This window comes from Saccharopolyspora elongata (assembly GCF_004348985.1).
GTDB lineage: Bacteria > Actinomycetota > Actinomycetes > Mycobacteriales > Pseudonocardiaceae > Saccharopolyspora > Saccharopolyspora elongata.
This window is the reverse complement of sequence record NZ_SMKW01000078.1, coordinates 1-18,908: the sequence shown is the minus strand read 5'-3', so window position 1 is coordinate 18,908 and position 18,908 is coordinate 1. Positions and strand designations below refer to the sequence as shown.

The 18,908-nt window shown below is 64.9% G+C and carries 16 protein-coding genes; 15 read left to right on the top strand and 1 reads right to left on the bottom strand.

The genetic code is table 11. The annotated features are described in order from the left end of the window. Positions 1-36: 36 nt before the first annotated feature. The 3 genes from E1288_RS37300 to E1288_RS37290 all read left to right on the top strand — a co-directional run bounded on the left by E1288_RS37300 (position 37) and on the right by E1288_RS37290 (position 2,230). The gene (locus tag E1288_RS37300; protein WP_132493417.1) at positions 37-465 is read left to right on the top strand and encodes an SsgA family sporulation/cell division regulator; all 429 of its coding nucleotides are present in this window, start codon (positions 37-39) and stop codon (positions 463-465) included. Positions 466-647: 182 nt separating this feature from the next. Then, the gene (locus E1288_RS37295; protein ID WP_132493397.1) at positions 648-1,268 is read left to right on the top strand and encodes a helix-turn-helix transcriptional regulator; all 621 of its coding nucleotides are present in this window, start codon (positions 648-650) and stop codon (positions 1,266-1,268) included. A gap of 326 nt (positions 1,269-1,594) precedes the next feature. Then, the gene (locus tag E1288_RS37290) at positions 1,595-2,230 is read left to right on the top strand and encodes a DUF742 domain-containing protein (RefSeq protein ID WP_132493396.1); all 636 of its coding nucleotides are present in this window, start codon (positions 1,595-1,597) and stop codon (positions 2,228-2,230) included. Here the strand turns inward: E1288_RS37290 and E1288_RS37285 are convergent. After that, positions 2,124-3,338, bottom strand: coding sequence for a PTS transporter subunit EIIC (locus E1288_RS37285; RefSeq protein ID WP_235884081.1), 1,215 nt, complete (start codon positions 3,336-3,338; stop codon positions 2,124-2,126). The two genes, E1288_RS37290 and E1288_RS37285, sit on opposite strands and share 107 nt — an antisense overlap. 524 nt (positions 3,339-3,862) lie before the next feature. Between E1288_RS37285 and E1288_RS37275 the strand changes: the two genes are divergently transcribed. From E1288_RS37275 to E1288_RS37215, 12 genes are all read left to right on the top strand, one after another. Then, complete coding sequence (locus E1288_RS37275; protein WP_132493394.1) at positions 3,863-4,792, top strand: glutaminase; 930 nt, start codon at positions 3,863-3,865, stop codon at positions 4,790-4,792. A gap of 261 nt (positions 4,793-5,053) precedes the next feature. Continuing rightward, on the top strand, positions 5,054-6,016 hold the full coding sequence (locus E1288_RS37270) for a cucumopine synthase-related protein (RefSeq protein ID WP_132493393.1): 963 nt from the start codon (positions 5,054-5,056) through the stop codon (positions 6,014-6,016). After that, positions 6,009-7,142: an NAD(P)/FAD-dependent oxidoreductase gene (locus E1288_RS37265; protein ID WP_132493392.1), complete on the top strand. Its 1,134-nt coding sequence runs from the start codon at positions 6,009-6,011 to the stop codon at positions 7,140-7,142. The genes E1288_RS37270 and E1288_RS37265 overlap by 8 nt, the downstream gene beginning before the upstream one ends. A 443-nt stretch (positions 7,143-7,585) precedes the next feature. Continuing rightward, a complete protein-coding gene (gene eccD / locus E1288_RS37260; protein ID WP_132493391.1) occupies positions 7,586-9,004 on the top strand; it encodes a type VII secretion integral membrane protein EccD in 1,419 nt (472 codons plus the stop codon). A gap of 44 nt (positions 9,005-9,048) precedes the next feature. Further along, complete coding sequence (eccB, locus tag E1288_RS37255) at positions 9,049-10,407, top strand: type VII secretion protein EccB (RefSeq protein ID WP_132493390.1); 1,359 nt, start codon at positions 9,049-9,051, stop codon at positions 10,405-10,407. Between the two features lie 11 nt (positions 10,408-10,418). Continuing rightward, positions 10,419-10,712 (top strand): hypothetical protein, encoded by a 294-nt coding sequence (locus E1288_RS37250; RefSeq protein ID WP_132493389.1) that lies wholly within the window; start codon positions 10,419-10,421, stop codon positions 10,710-10,712. 24 nt (positions 10,713-10,736) lie between these two features. After that, complete coding sequence (locus tag E1288_RS37245) at positions 10,737-11,027, top strand: hypothetical protein (RefSeq protein WP_132493388.1); 291 nt, start codon at positions 10,737-10,739, stop codon at positions 11,025-11,027. Between the two features lie 105 nt (positions 11,028-11,132). Further along, positions 11,133-14,264: a hypothetical protein gene (locus tag E1288_RS49970; protein WP_165968460.1), complete on the top strand. Its 3,132-nt coding sequence runs from the start codon at positions 11,133-11,135 to the stop codon at positions 14,262-14,264. 2 nt (positions 14,265-14,266) lie between these two features. Next, on the top strand, positions 14,267-17,410 hold the full coding sequence (locus E1288_RS47465; RefSeq protein WP_165968459.1) for a hypothetical protein: 3,144 nt from the start codon (positions 14,267-14,269) through the stop codon (positions 17,408-17,410). A gap of 19 nt (positions 17,411-17,429) precedes the next feature. Continuing rightward, entirely contained in the window at positions 17,430-17,825 is a 396-nt protein-coding gene (locus E1288_RS47460) for a YbaB/EbfC family nucleoid-associated protein (protein WP_093278719.1), read from the top strand. After that, positions 17,818-18,165 (top strand): hypothetical protein, encoded by a 348-nt coding sequence (locus tag E1288_RS37220; protein WP_132493386.1) that lies wholly within the window; start codon positions 17,818-17,820, stop codon positions 18,163-18,165. Before E1288_RS47460 ends, E1288_RS37220 begins: the two co-directional genes overlap by 8 nt. A 46-nt stretch (positions 18,166-18,211) precedes the next feature. Then, a partial coding sequence (locus E1288_RS37215; protein ID WP_132493385.1) for a WXG100 family type VII secretion target occupies positions 18,212-18,908 on the top strand: 697 nt, incomplete at its 3' end.

The window sequence follows — 18,908 nt, the reverse complement described above, 5'->3', positions numbered from 1 at the left end:
GTCGTGCAGGATCCGACATTGAGGAGCGCAGGCATGATGAGCAGCCAGAACCACAAGACGATCCGCTCTACTGCGGTTTTCGACCTGACGGCCCCGGCAGGCGTGAGGACGCCGGTTGGGGTGGAGCTGCGGTACGACAGCCGTGAGCCGTACGCGGTGAACATCAGCTTCCGCGCGGGGATGAGTGGTCAGGTCGACTGGTTGATCGCCCGAGACTTGCTGGCGGACGGGCTGGTCATTGCGAGTGGCGAGGGTGACGTGCAGATCATCCCCCAACCCGACGACCACGAGCTCGTCGTCATCGCGTTGAGCTCGCCGTCCGGGCAGGCCACCTTCGAAGCGCCCGCTGCCGAACTGGCGGAGTTCCTGAACGAGACCTACGACGTCGTCGCCCCCGGTGACGAGAACCACTGGATGAGCTTCGATGAGGAACTGAGCCGATTACTGCAGAATGATATGCACTGATCGGCATAAACCAAATCGTGTGGTGCCAGTTTCGATGCTTTATGCCGCGGAGCGGTTCGAGGCGGCACTGCGGAGTGTGCGAATCTACTTGTGCCCAGCTGATCTAGAGAAGACGTAGAGACGTTGTGGAGTCGGCGCCGGCAGATTGTTCGGTGCAGAGATAGAAACCACGGGAGTGTGCGATGGAACGAGTTCGCGTGGCTGTGCTTGCCTCAGATGCCATCACGCATGCTGGTCTTGCAAGCCACCTCGACTCTCGCGCCGAGGTGTTGGTGGTGCCGAATCGAAACCTGGTCGAGGTGGACGTCGTCGTCCTGGCCGCCGAGCGGCTGACTGATGGCGTGACCGCCTTGCGCGCCTTGGGCGCTGAGTTCGAGCGTCGTGCAGTCCTGGTGATCGACCAGCTGGATCCGGCTGGTCTGCTTGCGGCGGTGGAATGTGGTGCGGCGGCGGTGGTCCCGCGCAGTGCCGCCACCGCGGAGCACTTGATAAAGGTCATCCAGGTCGCCGCGACCGGAGGGGGAGTGCTGCCGCCGGAATTGATCGGAGAGCTGCTCCGCGAGTTTGCTCGTCTGAAGCGGGACGTTCTGGCGCCGCGAGGAATCAGCGTTTCCGGGCTGACGCCTCGCGAGCTTGATGTCGTCCGGTTGCTGGCCGAGGGCTTGGATACCGTTGATATCGCCGAGAAGCTGGCCTACTCGGAGCGCACCGTGAAGAACGTCATCTACGGGATGACCAACAGGCTCAATTTGCGCAACCGGCCGCATGCCGTCGCCTACGCGATGCGTGCAGGCGTGATCTGAAACGCGAGTGCTCATAGTCTCTTGCCCGTTCGAGCGCCGCGGCGGAGTACGGATGGGCAAGAACTGCTGACATCCGCTCACTGATGTCGGAGAGTCTGATCGCTTCCGAACGAGAAAGCTCGCTAGGGAACGATTCTGCCACGGCAGTGGCCGATCGGCTTGTGATCGACAGATTTCGCACGTACCGTGCTCAACGGCATCAGATGTTGTGGTGATCGACGCAGCCGCACTGCCACTGGCGGGTAACGCTCTTCCGACACCCACCTGACCGGTGCGTTCCCACTCGCTGCTCGACGACATTCGAGCCTCATGATCCCGGAGTTGTCATGAGCTCGCACACGAAGAACACCGGCCCCTCGTTTCACCCGCTCGCCTTCGGTGGCTGGGGGAACTACCAAGAATGGGCGGACCACCAGTTCCAGCCACGGCCCGCCGCGCCGGAGGCCGGCGACGGAGATGCGTCCGAGCCCGACCAGGAAATCCACGACCAACCGGCCGTGCCGATCGAGGCGGCACCCGATGCTCGCGAACCGGACCAGGCCGCCGCTACCGATCGCGCTGAACGCGACCCAGCGGAGCAGGCCGGAGCAACCGTTTTCGTCGAGGCCGAGGATTCGGGGCCCAGCGTGGCGATGCTGCGCCCGTACGTCCGCACCGGCGGACGCGCCGAGCCCGAGTACGAGTTCCGGGTGGAAACGCTGGTGTCGGCAACCTCGCAGCGGCTGGCGGGCACGTTGATCAACCCTGATCTGGACGAGATCCGTTCGATGTGCGCGTCACCGCATTCGGTTGCCGAGATCTCATCTCGCCTCGGGATTCCCCTGACCGTCGCTCGCGTTCTCATCGGCGACGCCATCAAGGCCGGACTGGTCGTCGTCCACGGCGGCGCGTCGAATCGCGGTGCAGGTCCTTCCCTCGAGACTCTGCAGCGGGTGTACGAAGGGTTGCTGAAGCTGGCGTGATGCTGTCGGTCCGGGGTGATTCGGTCGTCTTCTTCCGTCCGACCTTCACCAGGAAAGCTGCGAGGACGAACGAGACGGCGGCCGACACCGCCACACCCGTGATCACGCTCAGGTGGCCACCCCGCGGCGTGACTGCCATCAGTGCGATGATGCTTCCGGGAGAAGGAGTCGCGAACAGTCCCGCTCCGGTGGCGATGAAGGTGAAAATCCCCGCAGCACCGCCTGCGATGGCCGCCAGGATCAACTGCGGCTTGGCGAGGACGTAGGGGAAGTAGATCTCATGAATACCGCCGAGGAAGTGGATTGCCAACGCGCTTGGCGCGCTGGCCCGTTCCGGTGCGGATCCGAAGCACGCGCAGGCGAGCAGAATACCGAGCCCAGGGCCGGGGTTGGTCTCCAACAGGAACTCGATCGCCTTGCCGTTCTCCGCCTGTGCGGTGACGCCCAGCGGGCCCAGGACGCCGTGGTTGATCGCGTTGTTGAGGAACAGCACCTTGCCGGGTTCGATGATCAGGGCTGCCAGTGGTAGCAGGCCGAGGTCGATCAGCGCCTGCACCCCGCCGGCCAGCGTTCTGGCCAGCCCGCTGATCGCGGGCCCGATCCCGACCATGCCCAGAATCGCCACGCTGCCACCGATGATGCCCGCGCTGAAGTTGTCCACGAGCATCTTGAAGGCCGGACCCACGCGTACGCCCACGGCTTGATCGAACCATTTCATCAGCAGTGCCGTAGCGGGGCCGAGCAGCATGGCGCCAAGGAGCATGGGGGTATTCGCTCCGACCACGAGGCCAAGTGTGGCGACCGCGCCGACGACGCCGCCGCGTTGCCCGTGGACCACCCTGCCCCCGGTGTAACCGATCAGGATTGGCAGCAGAGTTGTGATCATCGGTTGGATGATCACGGCCAGCGTCGCGTTGGGCAGCCATCCCTCGGGCATGAACAGTGCGGTCGCGAGGCCCCATGCGATGAACGCCCCGATGTTGGGCATCACGACGCTGGCCAGATGCCCGCCCCATCGTCGGAGTGCCGACCCGATCTCCCGGCTCGAAGAAGCTCCTTCGTTGCTACGTGACATCGCTGTGAGCACATCCCAGGTCGTCGTTGACATCGTGGCTTCTGCGGCCTTGGCGAGAAAGTCGGCATGGCGTACTCGGGCCGGCTTTGCGACCCGGACACGTTTGGGATCTCCGGATTGAACACCACGTTCCGCCGGGCCGGAACGGAAACGTCACGACATGTGCACTTCCTTCTCCGGCAAGTGTGCCCGTTCAGGCAGCTGGCGTATTCGCGTACCGCGATAGCGCTCATTTGGGCAGGATCGGCCGAGCTGGGTAACTGCGGATCACCTGATGTCCTCGCCGGTTTCCGCTCAAATCCGCCCAATTTGGCAGCTAGGTGCGTGCTGGCGCTAGGGGAGCGGTCCCTGAGAGTGATCTTGAGATCATGTGCCTGGTAAGGTTTGCGGAAGGATTGTCTGGTGGTACGTTCCCGGTTCGATATCGACGTCAACGATCAACACTCGCGTGACCTTCGATCCGTGTTGGCGCGCTACATCCGGCACGCGAGGAGAGTTTAGTGCGAGATGTGGCCAGTGCGTGCGTTCGCACGAACCTGCGCCAGTCCAATGAGGATATGGCCGAGCAGATCGCTGGGCAGTTGAGTCAGCTGCTCGAACGGATCGCGGATGAGGTCGCCCCGCTGCGCGGGGCCGGGACGGTCGCGGATTACATCCCGGCGCTCGCGCGTGTCGATCCGGGTCGCTTCGGCATCGCGGTCGCGGATCTCGACGGCGGCGTCCACGGGGCCGGCGACTGGGAGACGCCGTTCTCGATGCAGAGCATCTCGAAGGTCTTCACCCTCGCGCTCCTGCTCGCCGGAAGCGATGAGGCGCTCTGGCGGCGTGTTGGCCGGGAGCCGTCGGGGAACGCCTTCAACTCGCTGGTCCAGTTGGAGCACGAACGCGGGATTCCGCGGAACCCCTTCATCAACGCGGGCGCGCTGACGGTCACCGATGAGCTGATCTCCCTGGTCGGCGACGCCACCGGGGAGCTGCTCGCGTTCCTGCGCGAGGAAAGCGGCAACTCGGCTCTGCGGGTCGACGAGGAGGTCGCCGCCTCCGAAGCCGCCCACGCGGACCGAAACCTGGCCCTGACCCATTTCATGGCGTCCTACGGCAACATGCGCAACCCGGTGGCGACCGTGCTCGACCACTACGTCCGGCAGTGCTCGATCGAGATGAGCTGCCGCGATCTGGTCCTGGCGGGGCTGTTCCTCGCCGCGCACGGTGTCCGCCGCGACGGTTCGCAGCTGCTCACGTGCAGGCAGGCCAAGCGGATCAACGCGATCATGCTCACCTGCGGGACCTACGACGCCGCCGGGGATTTCGCCTACCGGGTCGGCGTCCCGGGCAAGAGCGGGGTCGGCGGCGGGATCCTCGCGATCGTGCCGGGCCGGTGCGCGGTCGCGGTGTGGAGCCCGGGGCTGGACAAGCGCGGCAACTCCGTGGCCGGTGTGGCCGCGCTCGATCACTTCACCACCCTGACCGGATGGTCGGTCTTCTAACCGGATCCGCCGGTCAGAGTATGCCGGGACGCCCGGTTGGCCTTAGGCACCTTCCCGCGAGTGATCAAGGCTAGGTGTGGTGGGCATATTTATCGGTGTGTTGGTGCACATTCTCCGGGGGCAGTTGCCGCCTGGACTCGAGCTGCAGTACGAATGTCGACCGAAGTTGCTGAACGTCGCTTGCTGCTCCATTGCATGCGCCGGACTTTCTTGGCTTGACAACGACACATATGTGCGAAAGTTCTTTGAGGAGGTCGCGAAGTGGCACGGAAGATCGAAATTAATTGGAAGTCAATCGGGGCGAGAGTTGCAATTACGCTCGATGAAGACGTTAACGCCGATCTTATCGAACCACTGTGGGCTGCGCTGCCGTATCGCACGCTGCAAGGGCACGCGCTGGTGGCAGGGGACTGCCTGTACCATGTGCCGCCCGCGCATGGGGTGCTGCACGCGGTGCCGGACTATCGAACGAATCGTCAAGCCGTGCCGTCTGGAACAGTTTCCTGCTCTGCAATACAACATCTCTCGATCAAGTATGGGACCTTGACCGAGCCGATGCCGACGGCGCCGATCGGTCGAGTCGAGCAGGCCGACATCGACGTACTGGCGAAGGTTGGTCAGGCGGTTTGGGATTCAATGCACGGCAATGGTGAGCCGATTATCGCCGAAGTGCGGCGTCTGGGCGGACCTGGCGGGCACTCGGTACGACGGCAAGTCTGTCAAGCGGAGCCGGTCCGCGAACTCGTTGACAAGATCGCGGCGATGTCTGAGGCGGCGATGGTTGAGGCACCACCAGAGTTGATCGAGCTACATCAGGGCCGCCGATTCTCCGACGCGGGTACCCGGGACTCGGTGCTCACCACTCTGGTGTTCGTCAACGGTGAGACCAGGCCGTTGGGCTACATGACCTACACCAACCTCGCCAAGGCGGCGCGATCGGTCGATATCCCGCTCAGCGGTCTGATCGAAATGGCGAAGCTCTTGCTGATCAAACCCACAGAGTTTCTGGGCTACTGCGGGCTGGAGGCTCTGTGGGAACTCACCCAGCAGGTCGTCAGCGCGCTTGGCGCCGTCACCGAGCGGGAGGATTTCATCGCGCTGATGGAGCAAATGGCCCTCTACGTCAACACTCTGGGGGCGTGGAACCTGCAGTTGTTCCCCTGGGAACTGGAGCCGAGCAAGTGGAACTACCGGTCGGCGGGCGGGCGGTCGAGTCATGTCTGAGGACAGTTACTCGAGCATCATCATCATTGGTGGAGGCGTTATTGGATTGTCGGCCGCGTTTTACTGCGCCCAGGCCGGGATCGAGGTCACGCTTATCGAGCAAAGTGATCTAGGATCCGGCACGTCAGCGCAGACGGCGCGTGTCGTCCGCGGCTACTTCCCTCGGCGAGTTGCAGACTCAGAGTTGGCTGTTGGTAGCCTGGCCGAGTATCGAGGTTTTGCTGCCGAGACGGGAGTCGATCCGGAATTGGAGCAAACAGGGTTTCTGGTTGTGCTCACAAGAGGCGAGGACGTTGAAACCCTTGGGCGCGAACTTGACGCGCAGCGTGCCGTCGGTGTGGAGGCGGAACTCATCACGGCCGCGCAAGTGTGCCAGCGCAACCCCTTTCTCGATCCGGCGGATATTGTGGCGGCCGTCTGGTCGCCGCAGGCGTTCTCCTGTAATCCGCAAGCAATCATGCATGGCTACGCGGAAACCGCTCAAAGGCGCGGTGTCCGTCTGCTCACCGGCATGGAGGTCATCGGTGTGGACGCCGTGCGCGGTCGTGTCGCCACCACCAACGGAGACTACGTCGCTGATGCGATTGTGTGCGCCGCAGGCCCGTGGAGCGGTCGGGTCGCAGCGATGACGGGTGTATCACTGCCTGTTACTCCACAGCCCTCAGAACTTATGACCACCGGTCCCATCGCGACGGACATGACACTTCCATTCACCCTGCATCTCAGCTCCGCACTGCGTGTGCGGCGTCTCGGCGACGCCCTGCTGATCGGTCTGGAAGGAATACCGAAAGGCGGTGACCAGCGAGCATTGTGGCACCGTGCCGTCGCTGAGGAATTGACCAAGCGATACGCACGCCTGCGCGACGTCGAACTTCACACCGCCTGGACGGGCTCGCTGGACGTCGCGCCACAACGCACGGCGTTCATCGGCCAGGGCAGCGGAAGCCACCGGCGCTTCCTCTACGCGGCGGGATTCTCTGGTCGCGGGCTGTGCCAGGCGCCGATGGCCGGCCAGATCATCCGCGACCTCTGTCTGGGACAGCAGCCGGCTGTTGACCTCAAAGCGTTCTCGCCCATCCGGCTCGACGCCGAACCTCATCCTGCCGCGAAGCGGTTACCGACCTAAAGCGATGTGGTTCGACGTCCCGGCCGGGCGGGTGACGTTGATGTGCGTGCCGGTGCTGGTCGTCGTGCTGGCGATCCGCTGGTTCATCGTGGACACCGCCAAGGCACTCGCCGAAGAGCCTTGAGGACCGGAAACGAAGGAGCGGGAGCGGTCATGGACCGCTCCCGCTCTTGTGCGAGTTGGGGCGCTTTGAAGGTGAGCGCGGTCCGGATCCGCCTGCGGGCACCGCGGTCCGGATTCCGTGGGGCGGATCGACCGTGGGCCGATCGCCGTCCCGCATTGCCCGATCGCGTGTCGTCCAGTGCATCCCACCGCCGCGTGGCCAACTCCACGACAGCCTGTTGCGCTTGTTCTTGCGTGGCAGCAGAAGGCCCCTGGCCGCGGGATGACGGATCATCGTGGTTCTTCTGAACCAGGCGCGTTCGGCGAAACGTGTGCTTGTCATGGAGGCGACGAGCACGGCGACCACAGCCCCGGGTTCCGGTGGATCCAGCGAGATGTGCCGGCTGATCATCATCGGCCCGTCCTCGCGCGTGGAACTGGCCGTTCCTGCGCACGTGGCAATAGCCGACCTCATGCCGACGGTGCTCGGCCACCTCGATCCCACGCTGGCCACCTCGGGCATGGAGCACGGCGGCTGGGTGCTGCAACGGCTCGGCGAGGAGCCGCTTGACGAGGACAAGGGCACCGCCGAGGCCGGGCTGTACGACGGCGACATGCTCTACCTGCGACCGCGCGACGACCAGCTGCCGGTCGCCGACTTCGACGACCTGGTCGACGGTGTCCACACCGGACTGTCCGGTCGTGGCGACACTTGGCGCCCGGCGTTCACCTACTACACCAGCATGACTACCGCTGCGGTGTGCGCGCTGCTGGCCATCTTCGTCTGCACCTTCGCGGCGACGGGGACGGGGATCGCCATCGGTGCGGCCACGGTCAGCCTGCTGCTTCTGGCCGGAGCCGCCGGCATGTCGCAGTACGTCCGCGACAGTGGTGGGCAGGCGGCGACCCTAGCTGGAGTCGGAGTCTTCGCTGCGGCGGTGGCCGGGCTGGCCTTCCCCGGTGCTGATGCGCCGCCGGCGTGGATCGACGGGCCGGGGATTCTGTCCGCCGGGGTGGCCATCGCTGTCTCTGCCGTGCTGGCCCGGGTGTCGCTGAAGACGGCCAAGCCAGCGTTCCAGGCGGTGGCCGCTGGTGGTGTGCTCACCGCGTTGGGCGGCGTGCTGACCGTGCTCGTCGGCCTGGACGGCGCGTCCACGGCCGCGATCGTCACGATCCTCGCGGTCGCGCTGACCAGGGCAGCCCCGAACATATCGGCATGGCTGGGCGGGCTGTCGGTGGAGCCGGTACCCACCACGCAGGACGAGTTCCAGGAGGGCCTCGACCCGCTGCCGGGCGAGGGCGTCCTCGACCGCGCGTCGTTGACCGACACTCACCTGACCTCGATCCTCGGTGTGCTCGGCGGGCTGTGCACCGGGGGACTGATCGCACTGGGGTCGGTCGTGCAGTGGGACACGATCCTGCTGACTGCGCTGATCAGCGTGCTGCTGTTGCTGCAGGCCCGTGAGGTCGTCGGAATCTGGCATCGGGTATCCGCCCTGGTGCCTGCCGGGATGGGGCTGACAGTGCTGATGCTCGGCTGGAGCGCGAGCATGCCGGTGGTCGGCCGGATGGGCGTGCTGCTCGGGCTGCTGTCGCTGTCCGGTCTCGCCGTGGCCGCCGCGCACACGTTGCCCGGTAAGCGCTTGATTCCGCGCTGGGGCCGGTGGGGCGACATCCTCCAGTGGATCTGCGCGCTGGCCGTGCTGCCCATTCTGCTCTCCGTGATTGGAGTTTATGGCTGGGTTGCTTCCCTGCTCTGAACCATTTTCATACCTACGGCCGTGCCGGGATTGGGAGGTGAGTGATGTACACCAGGCGAGACCAAGTGGACGCCTATTCTTTTGTCGCGGGCAGGCTGTCCTCGGCGATCTTGCGTACTGACCCGGACGGGCCGGAGCGCCCGCTGCGGCGCACCGGAGTCGGGCTCGCCGTTGGCATCATCATCGGGATCTTGGTGACCGCGATCGTTGCGGTGGTCAACCTGTTCACCAACATCGGTGGCGGCAACGACGGGTGGCGAGAGCCGGGAACGCTGATTGTCGCCGAGGACACCGGAAACCGGTTCATGATGGTCAACGGCCGGCTGCGGCCGGTGTTGAACCAGGCGTCCGCGCGGTTGCTCGTCGGCAGCAATCCCAAGGTCGTCACGGTCGAGACGGCCGACCTCGCGGACGTGCCGCGCGGTGCGCCGATCGGGATCCTCGGTGCACCGGACGCGATCCCCACCGGGTCGGGCGACAGTCCGTGGACCGTGTGCGCGGGGGCCGACGAAAGCACCAAGCTGTCGGTGACGGTCGGCGCGGGACCAGCTGTCTCCGGCATGCGCGACGACCAGGCGCTGTTGGTCACCGCGGGCGGTGACATGTACCTGGCGTGGCAGAGCACGCGGCTGCGGATCGCGGCCGAATGGGTGCCGCGCGCGCTCGGGCTCGACCCGGCTCAGGCTCTCGCGGTGGATTCGTCGTGGCTCAACACGTTGCCGTCCGGTCCGGACATCGGCTCGCCGCCGGTGGAACGGGACGCGAGCAAGGCAGGGCCCAGCTTCAACGGGACGAAAACCGTGGTCGGGCAGCTGATAGTCGTGCCCGATGCGGTGGGGAACAACTACTTCGTGACCGCGGGCGACGGCCTGGTCCCGGTGACCTCGACCGTGTCCGCGTTGCTCAGCGCCGACCCGGCATCGCCCGCGCGAGAGGCCGTGCGCATTACGCCCTCGGAGCTGGCGACGCAGAACGTGCTGCCCGCGCCGGTGTGGCAGTCCGCGCTGCCGTCGCAGCCGCCGGACCGACCGGATCTGGCGGGCCGTGTGCCGTGCGTGCGGTGGGAGCAGTCGCAGGCGCGGTTGGTGACGGCGCCGCCGCCGCAGGGAGATGCGCAAAGCAATCAGACGGCGGGGGTGGTGCGCGACGGCCGGGTGGCTGACCGGGTGGAGGTCATCCCCGGCGCCGGCTTCCTGGCGCGCACTCGCCCGGCGCCGGATGTTCCTGGTGCGGGTATTTACCTCATCACCGAAGCGGGAGCCAAGTTCCCGGTGGCCGACGCCGATGCGGCCAGCGCTCTTGGCCTCCCTGTCGAGACGGCTCGGCTGGTTCCGGCCGATCTGCTGGCACTGCTGCCAACCGGGCCAGTGCTCGAAAAAATCAATGGTGCTCAACAAGGATAGGAGCGATTCCCGTGGCGCCTAAATTCTTCTTCGACCCCGGCGTACTGCAGGTGGGCATCAATGCCTCCAGCCAAGCGGTCACCAACATGACGACGGTCAAGCAGAAGGTCTGGCAGCTGACCGACCAGATCAAACTGGTCAACGACTCGGGCTCCGGTGGTCTGCTGACCACCAAGTTCTCCGAGTGGAACCACTCCTTCGAGAAGTTGGTGACAGAGCTGGACCGCCTCAACGCGAAGGTCATCGCAACCCGTGTTACTAACACGCAGGCCAGCGACGATGCCAACACCACCGCCGGCAGCTGATCATATTCAAGAAAGGGAATAGTCATGTCGCGATTTGACATCAACCATGACGGCTACATGGACCTCAACGAGCAACTCCGGCAGTGCCATATCGCGGCCGGGGTCATCATCGAGGAACTCAACCAGGGCCTGAAAAAGATTCCGGAAGGTATGCAGGGTCAGGCCGAGGTGTTGTGGGGTCCGCTCCAGGCTGAGTGGAACAGGCTGTACGGCTTGATGTCGGAAGCCTTCAACGACAATGTGACCAAGTCGTTCAAGGTGCACGAGATTTTCAAGGACGGCGACAACATGGGCGCCAGAATCATGTCCATGTAGTCCCGTTTCCCCTCGGCCGCGGGCCCGCTTCGGTGGGCCCGCGGTCATCCTCCTCATCAATTCCACGCCCCTCCAGTGACTCGCGTGCAGAAAGGACCCTCCGCCATGACTGACGACCCCGCGGGCGGCAAGTTTCCGGGGCGTGGCAGCAACCATCGCCTGAACCGGCCGACCGGCGAACCGCAGCCGGATCCGCGGCTGGATGGTCTGGGGCCGAACAGGGCGATGGTGCTGGCTCCCGGGCAGCACGGTCCCAACGCGCCGCAGCAGCCGGATCCGGACGAGACGACCCGGGCGGAATTGCCGGATGACACCCCGGACCCGCATTTCACGCCGAATTCGAATTCGCACCCGCAGACTCCCGTGTCCCAGCCAGGGCATGTGCATGTGGACGGGACGCCGACGCACCATGTCGGGCAGAACCTTCCCGACGCGAGTCAGGCGATGCCCGGGCCGGCGATGACTCCCGTGTTCTTTCGAAGGAGTGTGGACGGGACGCCGGCGAACCATGTCGCGCAGCACGGTCCCGACGTGCAGGAGCCGGGGCCCCGGCCGGATGACACCCCGCACCGGACACCGCTCGACGAAGGCTTGGCTTGGGTCAAGGAGGGCGGAGAAGAAAAACTCAAGTGGCTCGGTGACCCGAAGGATGCGCCGTTTCTCGACAACGGCCCATACGAAGTGCATCTCAATGCATCCGGCGAGCTTGAGCAGTCCTACAACCCTGCGGACCGCGACGATGCTTCCAACGCGACCTACTATGAGCCATCCTCTGCTGACGACCGGGATCTGCACATTGGCGGCCACCCCGATGAATCCGGGTTCATGGCCATGCCCGACGGTGAGTTGCGGTGGGTCGGACCGAGAGGCGACGTTCCGCTGACGCCAGACGGCCACGTGAGCCTCGGGGACAAAGGCGAAGTCGTCGTCGACCCCCCTCCGGAGGTCTTTCGGGCCGATTATCGCGAGCGGGAGCCGTTTGCCGGTGAGAGGTCGGAGTTCGGCGACCGGTCTGGTGGCCAGGGGGATGCGCTCCCATCGGCGGAGCCGGCCGGTTATCGCGAGCGGGAGCCGTTTGTCGGTGACGAGCGATCGGATTTCCACGACCGGTCTGGCGGTCAGGGGGATGCGCTCCCATCGGCGGAGCCGACGACGATGGTGAAGCCGGTCCACTCGGTCCAGCCGGGGGACGGCACGTCTGGTTCATCTGAGGAGTCGGGCCTGGCCTGGGTCAACGGCGACGGCACCTGGAAGCTCAAGTGGGTTGGCGACCCGAAGGACGCGCCGCTGCTGGACAACGGCCCGTACGAGGCCCGCATCGGAAAAGACGGCGACGTCCACACCCTCTACAACGGGCACGACGAGGGCGACCCGACCAAGGTTTTCGCGTCCGGCAAGCCGGGGTCGGGCAATCCAGACGACGGAACCGCCGGGCTGATCGTGATGCCCAACGGCGACCTGCGCTGGGTTGGTCCGCGGGACAAGGCGCCCTTGCTCGACGACGGCAAAGTCGCTCTCGGCAAAGACGGCAAGATCGAGTTCGACGGACCGAAATGCGCGCCGGACGGAACGAGTCGCACCGAAGGCACTCAGCAGCCCCTGGTGATCCAGGATCCGAACTCGGACGGGCCGCCGCCAGGATTCCACGGCCTCCCGACCTACGGTTCGCTCCCCGGCGAAGGCCGACAGGGCGTCAAGCCTCACACGCCGCGCGAGGAAAGGACTGGGGATGGTGGCGGTTCCGGTGGTTCTTCTGGTGGTCAGGGGAGTCACGGCAGGGGCGGTTCTGGGGGCCGGGAAGGTGACGGCAAAGGCGATGGTGGCGGTTCGGGTTCCGGTTCGTCTGGTGAACCCCGAGCGGCGCACATGGCGCCGACGACGCTGGCGAAGCCGGTCGGCAAGGAGAGTGACGGCAAGGGCGGTGCTGGGGGCCGGGAAGGTGATGGTGGCGGTTCCGGCGGTTCTGCTGGTGGGCAGGGGGATGGGCCGCTTACCCGAGGCGTGCGTGCGCCGATGCCGATCGCGAAGGAGGCCGACGGTAAAGGCGGCGGTGGTGGTTCCGGCGGTTCGGCTGGTGGTCAGGGGGATGGGCCGCTTACGCGAGGCGTGGCTGTGGAAGCGCCGATGGCCAAGGTGGGTGACGGCAAGGGCAGCGGTGGTGGTTCTGGTGGTTCGGCTGGTGGTCAGGGGGATGGGCTGCTGCAGCCGAGGACGCTTTATAAGCCGGTCGCCAAGGAGAGTGACGGCAAGGGCGGTTCTGGGGGCCAGGAAGGTAATGGTGGCGGTTCCGGCGGTTCTGCTGGTGGTCAGGGGGATGGGCCGCTTACCCGAGGCGTGAAGGTGCAAGCGCCGATGGCCAAGGTGGGTGACGGCAAAGGCAGCGGTGGCGGATCCGGTGGTTCGGCTGGTGGTCAGGGGGCTGTGCCGGGGGAGCCGGTGACGTCGATAAAGCCGGTCGCCAAGGTGGGCGATGGCAAGGGTGGCGAGGGTAAGGGCGGCGATGGCAAGGAGGGCGATGGTAAGGGCGGCGATGGCAAGGACGGTAAGGGCGGCGATGGCAAGGAGGGCGACGGTAAGGGCGGCGACGGTAAGGACGGTAAGGGCGGCGATGGCAAGGAGGGCGACGGTAAGGGCGGCGACGGTAAGGACGGTAAGGGCGGCGATGGCAAGGAGGGCGATGGTAAGGGCGGTGATGGCAAGGACGGTAAGGGCGGCGACGGTAAAGAGGGCGATGGTAAGGGCGGCGATGGCAAGGACGGTAAGGGCGGCGACGGCAAGGATGGAAAGGGCGGCGATGGCAAGGACGGAAAGCCGAAGCCGTTGCCGGCCGTCAAGTCCGCCGATGGCAAAGGCAACCTCCGGTTCAACAAGGACGACTGGCTCAAGCTGCTGGGGGCGTTACACGATGTTGAGAACGGCCTGATCGACTACGCCACGTTTTCCAGGTATGGCGAGCTGAATGGTACTTTCACGGCTCAGCCGCGGGATACGCAGTGGGGCCCTGCCAAAGATTTGAATGCTCGGGCGTCGAAATTCGGTGGCTCAGTGGAAACTGTCAATGAGGCGCTTCGGCAGAGGCTGAGCACAGTTGTCAACGCGATGCGGTGGGCCATCGAAGTATTTGAAAACACCGACGATCTGGCGAACTACAGTCTGAATGACTTTGTCACGGAATTCCCGGACCTTAATTCTGGTGGCGGGAAGATGAGTGGCGGCCAAGGTTCTGGAGGGGCGTAGTCGTGGCGGACGACGAGAACGACGGTTCGAACAGCGGCAACGACGAGTCGAATGACGGGTCGGGCAGCGGCAACGACGAGTCGAATGACGGGTCGGGCAGCAGCAAGGACGAGTCGAATGACGGGTCGGGCAGCGGCAACGACGGGTCGGACGGCGAGGGCGGGTCAGGTGGCGACGACAGCAACGTCGTCGACCCGGACGTCACCAATGGCCGGAATAACCTCTCCCGTGCGACCTACGAGGAGATTCTGTTCACGATTGCCGGCGTGGGCAAGGACCTGAACAAGATCCTGGATGCGGGCAGTGGGACGAAGGGCTGGCTTCAGTTCGACACCGGGGACGGGGGGCGTGTTGCCACCTCCTATACAACCGAAAGCTGGACCCCCGGCAAACCGTGGTTCAGGGTGGTTTACAACGACGCTTTGCTGGCGGACTGGCGCACGGCCGTCGGAGAGATCGACAGCTACATGCCACAGGTCACGGCTGCTCGGGTTGGCACTATCGACTGGGTGCAAGCCGCTGACGGCGTGGGGATGATCAGACATTACGTGAACTGGCTGGACGGAGCGCGCGAGAAGACTGCGGGATGGATCAGCAGACTCGACAGCCCGGACGCGGAGTTCAAAGGCCGCGCGGCTTATGCCATCCAAGGTCATGTCCGTCAGATCAACTTCCTGTTGGACGACCTGTACAAGCAGATTACTCACCGGAACCCGTCGCCGGCAGAAGGGCTCGTCGACGTGACGTCCGGACTGCTCCTGTTCGGCAACGAGATGGGGACGGCGTGGGACAGTGTGAGTGGCGGACTGGTCAACGCGATCGAGAACGCCCTCACCTTGGCGGTCAAGAACGTTTGGGCGTATGTTACGGGATCCGGCCTCGTCTCCGGTGACCCCAATTATCTCCTGCCCTATTTTAAAGATAAGTCTGAGGGTTTAGAGTACATCAACTATGTGCTGTCGTCGTATGATTCCAGGACCGCTTCGGCAGGTAAAGGTTTGTCCCTGCATACTCCGGACGGAGTAGGGCAGGGTCCTGCACCGGGAACCACTTGGACCCCTCCGCCGTTGCCGGAAGGTATTACGAGCCTCAAAGCCGACTTGCGATCCGAGCTGGGATGGTCCTGGATCAACAAGGCTGTCAGTGAGTCCGTGCGTGCCCAGTTGCAGCCGCTGAACGAAGCTGCCCGGAAAGCGGCCGCGCGGTTGGAAGAGGTCTTTGTCATCGCCAACCCGCCGTTTAAGGACTTGTTTGACAAGACGCCACCGACAATCGGCACTGCGGGCGGCGGTCCCGGCGGTAAAGGTGGCGGTGACGGTCCTGATCTGAAATTCGATCCCGACGGCAAGGGTGGCGGTGACGGTCCTGATCTGAAATTCGATCCCGACGGCAAGGGTGGCGGTGACGGTCCCGATCTGAAATTCAACCCCGACGGCAAAGGTGGCGGTGGATCTGGCGCGAATGGTGGGGTGAATCTCCCTGGTGGCGGGTCTGGTGCGAATGGTGGGGTGAATTTCCCTGGCGGCGGGTCTGGCGCGAATGGTGGGTTGAATTTCGATCAGCCTGGTGGTGGGTCTGGTGGTCCTGGGGTTGGGTTGAATGCGCCTGGCGGTGGGTCTGGCGCGAATGGTGGGGTGAATTTCCCTGGTGGCGGGTCTGATCCGGACGGGGTGAACTTCAACGCGCCTGGCGGTGGATCTGGCGCGAATGGTGGGTTGAATTTCGATCAGCCTGGTGGTGGGTCTGGTGGTCCTGGGGTTGGGTTGAATGCGCCTGGCGGTGGATCTGGCGCGAATGGTGGGGTGAATTTCCCTGGTGGCGGGTCTGATCCGGACGGGGTGAACTTCAACGCGCCTGGTGGCGGGTCTGATGCGAATGGTGGGTTGAATTTCGATCAGCCTGGTGGTGGGTCTGGTGGTCCTGGGTTTGGGTTGAATGCGCCTGGTGGCGGGTCTGATCCGAACGGGGTGAACTTCAACCAGCCTGGTGGGGGCGGCGTCGATCCCTTCGTTTCGGACCCGAACGGTCGGGGATCCGGCGGGCTGCCGCTGACACCGTTCGGCGGGGTCCCGGGCAGTGGCGGTACGAACCCTGGATCGGGCGGGCGGTCGCCGGGCTTGGGATTCAACGCGCCATTCGGTGGTGGCCGTCCCGGCGACGGCGGCTTGAACCTGAATCGTAATCGGGAAGGCTGGGAGCCGGAGGATCCGTCCGCGCAGTTCAATTCGCCGAAGTCCAATGTGCCGGAGTTCCCGGGTAGTCGGGATGACGGCGGCTTGAACCTGAATCGTAATCGGGAAGGCTGGGAGCCGGAGGATCCGACCGCGCAGTTCAATTCGCCGAAGTCCAACGTGCCGGAGTTCCCGGGTAGTCGGGATGACGGCGGCTTGAACCTGGATCTGCCGAAGGGTGGCAACGGTGGCTCGGGCTTTACACCGTCGCCGGGCGATGGGGGTGGCTCGAAGTTCACGGCGCCCTCGGACGGTGGGGGACATGCGGAGCTCAACCTCCCGTCCGGAGGCGGGGGTGGCTCCGGCCTGCCAGGCGCCGGTGGCGTTGGAGCTGGTCAGTCTTCCTTCGGCGAGGGCGCGAATTTCGCTGCCGCCGGCGGCTCGGGCTTTGGCGGCGAGGGGTGGTCGGACTGGTCCGGCGACCTCGGCGGCGGTTCCCGTGATGGGGCCGGCGGTGGCGGTTCTGACCAGCGCCAAGCCGGGAGCGGTATGCCCATGATGCCGCCGATGATGCCGCCGATGGGCGGTATGGGTGGCATGGGTGGCGCGGGCGGTGGTGGCGGCAACGGTGACCGCGAACGGGAACGCCAGACCTGGCTGTCTGAGGACGAAGAGGTCTGGGGCGCTCACCTGGCAGCGGGCGATGGGGTCATCGGTCGCCCCGATGGCGGTTACCGCGTCACGGACGACGCACCGGTCCCGACCCACGTTCACGCCCCGGCCAAGGCGTCCAGCGGCAAGGGCAAGGCCGGCAAGCCGGCCAAGCGAACCACCGGGGCCGCCGAATTCGTGGAGTCAGCAGAGGGTTCGAACCCCGCCGAGCCCGCCAAGCCGGCCAGGCGAACCACCGAGGCCCCCGAATTCGTGGCGTCAGCAGAGGGTTCGAACCCCGACTCCGCCAAGTCGACGGGGTAACGGCAGAAGGGAGCGTCCGATGGATCCGGTTTATGACGAGGAAGTGTCCAAGCTGCTCGCGGAGCTGAACGAGCAGCGCGAGAAGATCTCGGGCGCGGTCGAGGAGGTGCAGGCTGTCCGGGAGTCCGCGACCACCAAGAACAAGATGATCAAGGCCACTGTGGACGGGCAGGGCCGGCTCATCGAGGTGGTGCTGCGCGGCGATCGCTGGCGCGACCTGTCGCCGAAGGAGCTGGGCGCGGCGATCGTCGAGGCGGTCACCGGCGCGCAGGAGAAGGCGCATAAGAACGTCACCGAGCTGGCGGCCGCGATGGCGCCCGAAGGCATGAACATTCCGGAGCTGTTCTCCGGCAAGCCGGACATCGAAGCGTTGTTCCCGGACGTCGAAAAGATGTGGAAGTCGTTCAATGAGTGACCGTACCGCCGCAGATCCTTCCGCGCTGGCAGGCGGCGCGGTCAACATTTCGAGGGTTGCTGACGAAGCGCGGGACCTCATGAGCGATTTCGCCATCGCTCTCGATGCGTACAGCAACGTCTTCGACGGCGCTGGGGATGGCTCCGGGGGCTATAGGGGAGCCAGCGGTAATGATTTCGTCAAGATTTGGCTGGAGACTGTGGTTCCCGGTCAGGAGTACGCGCTGAAATTCTTGGATCTGTTGGACCATGCGATAGGGGACGCAGGGGAGAGAGCGCGAGGCACCGCATACAAGCTGGACGAAGCGGATGGTGATGCCGACTCGGCTGCGTCGGCGTAGTTCGTACGAGTACTAGTTAGTGGTTAGGTAAGTTAAAGGGGCGGTTATGGCGATCATGTTCAGTGAGTTTGAGCGCCAGCTGTCCCTTTGGCTTACGGGGGATGAGCCGCCGCCTGTTAATGAGGATAAGGTGCGGGAGTTGGCGGCGGTGTGGCGGTCGCATGCGGCTCGTTTGCGGCAGTTGCGGGTGGATGTGCAGGCGGCGGTTGAGGGGATTCGGTCGTCGGATTTCGCGGGGGCGTCGGAGCGGGCGTTTGCGGCGCGGATGGCGCCGTTTGTGGATGGTCCGTCGAATTATTTGGATGCGGCGGCTGATCATTTTGATGCGATGGCTGATGCGTTGGATCAGATCGCGATGGAGGTGGAGTTTCTTAAGCTGGTGGTGTTGATTCAGTTGGCGTTGCTGGCGGTTGAGTTTGAGTTTTTTGTGCAGTGGTTTTGGGTGCCGGGGGTGCAGACGTGGTTTATGTCGCAGGCGTTGATGCACAAGTTGATTGTGGAGAAGGCTGTGCGGTGGATGGCGCAGCGGATGGCGAGTGTGCCGCGTGTTCCGGTGGAGATTCTGGGCATGCTGGCGATGAGTTTCGGGCAGCAGCTTGGTGTGGTGTGGCTGGGTCAGCAGATCCAGATCGGGAAGGGCACCCGCGAGGAGCATGACGGGAAGCATTACGAGAGTGCCGCGGTGATCGCGGCGGTGGGGTCGGTGTTGTCGTTCGGGGCGATGGGGGCGCTGCCGAAGCTGA

Excerpts from the sequence above, each read along its gene's own strand:
- E1288_RS37300 (WP_132493417.1), top strand. The coding sequence starts at position 37 with ATGAGCAGCCAGAACCACAAGACGATCCGCTCTACTGCGGTTTTCGAC.
- E1288_RS37295 (WP_132493397.1), top strand. The coding sequence starts at position 648 with ATGGAACGAGTTCGCGTGGCTGTGCTTGCCTCAGATGCCATCACGCAT.
- E1288_RS37290 (WP_132493396.1), top strand. The coding sequence starts at position 1,595 with ATGAGCTCGCACACGAAGAACACCGGCCCCTCGTTTCACCCGCTCGCC.
- E1288_RS37285 (WP_235884081.1), bottom strand. The coding sequence starts at position 3,338 with ATGTCAACGACGACCTGGGATGTGCTCACAGCGATGTCACGTAGCAAC.
- E1288_RS37275 (WP_132493394.1), top strand. The coding sequence starts at position 3,863 with ATGGCCGAGCAGATCGCTGGGCAGTTGAGTCAGCTGCTCGAACGGATC.
- E1288_RS37265 (WP_132493392.1), top strand. The coding sequence starts at position 6,009 with ATGTCTGAGGACAGTTACTCGAGCATCATCATCATTGGTGGAGGCGTT.
- eccD (WP_132493391.1), top strand. The coding sequence starts at position 7,586 with ATGGAGGCGACGAGCACGGCGACCACAGCCCCGGGTTCCGGTGGATCC.
- eccB (WP_132493390.1), top strand. The coding sequence starts at position 9,049 with ATGTACACCAGGCGAGACCAAGTGGACGCCTATTCTTTTGTCGCGGGC.
- E1288_RS37245 (WP_132493388.1), top strand. The coding sequence starts at position 10,737 with ATGTCGCGATTTGACATCAACCATGACGGCTACATGGACCTCAACGAG.
- E1288_RS49970 (WP_165968460.1), top strand. The coding sequence starts at position 11,133 with ATGACTGACGACCCCGCGGGCGGCAAGTTTCCGGGGCGTGGCAGCAAC.
- E1288_RS47460 (WP_093278719.1), top strand. The coding sequence starts at position 17,430 with ATGGATCCGGTTTATGACGAGGAAGTGTCCAAGCTGCTCGCGGAGCTG.
- E1288_RS37220 (WP_132493386.1), top strand. The coding sequence starts at position 17,818 with ATGAGTGACCGTACCGCCGCAGATCCTTCCGCGCTGGCAGGCGGCGCG.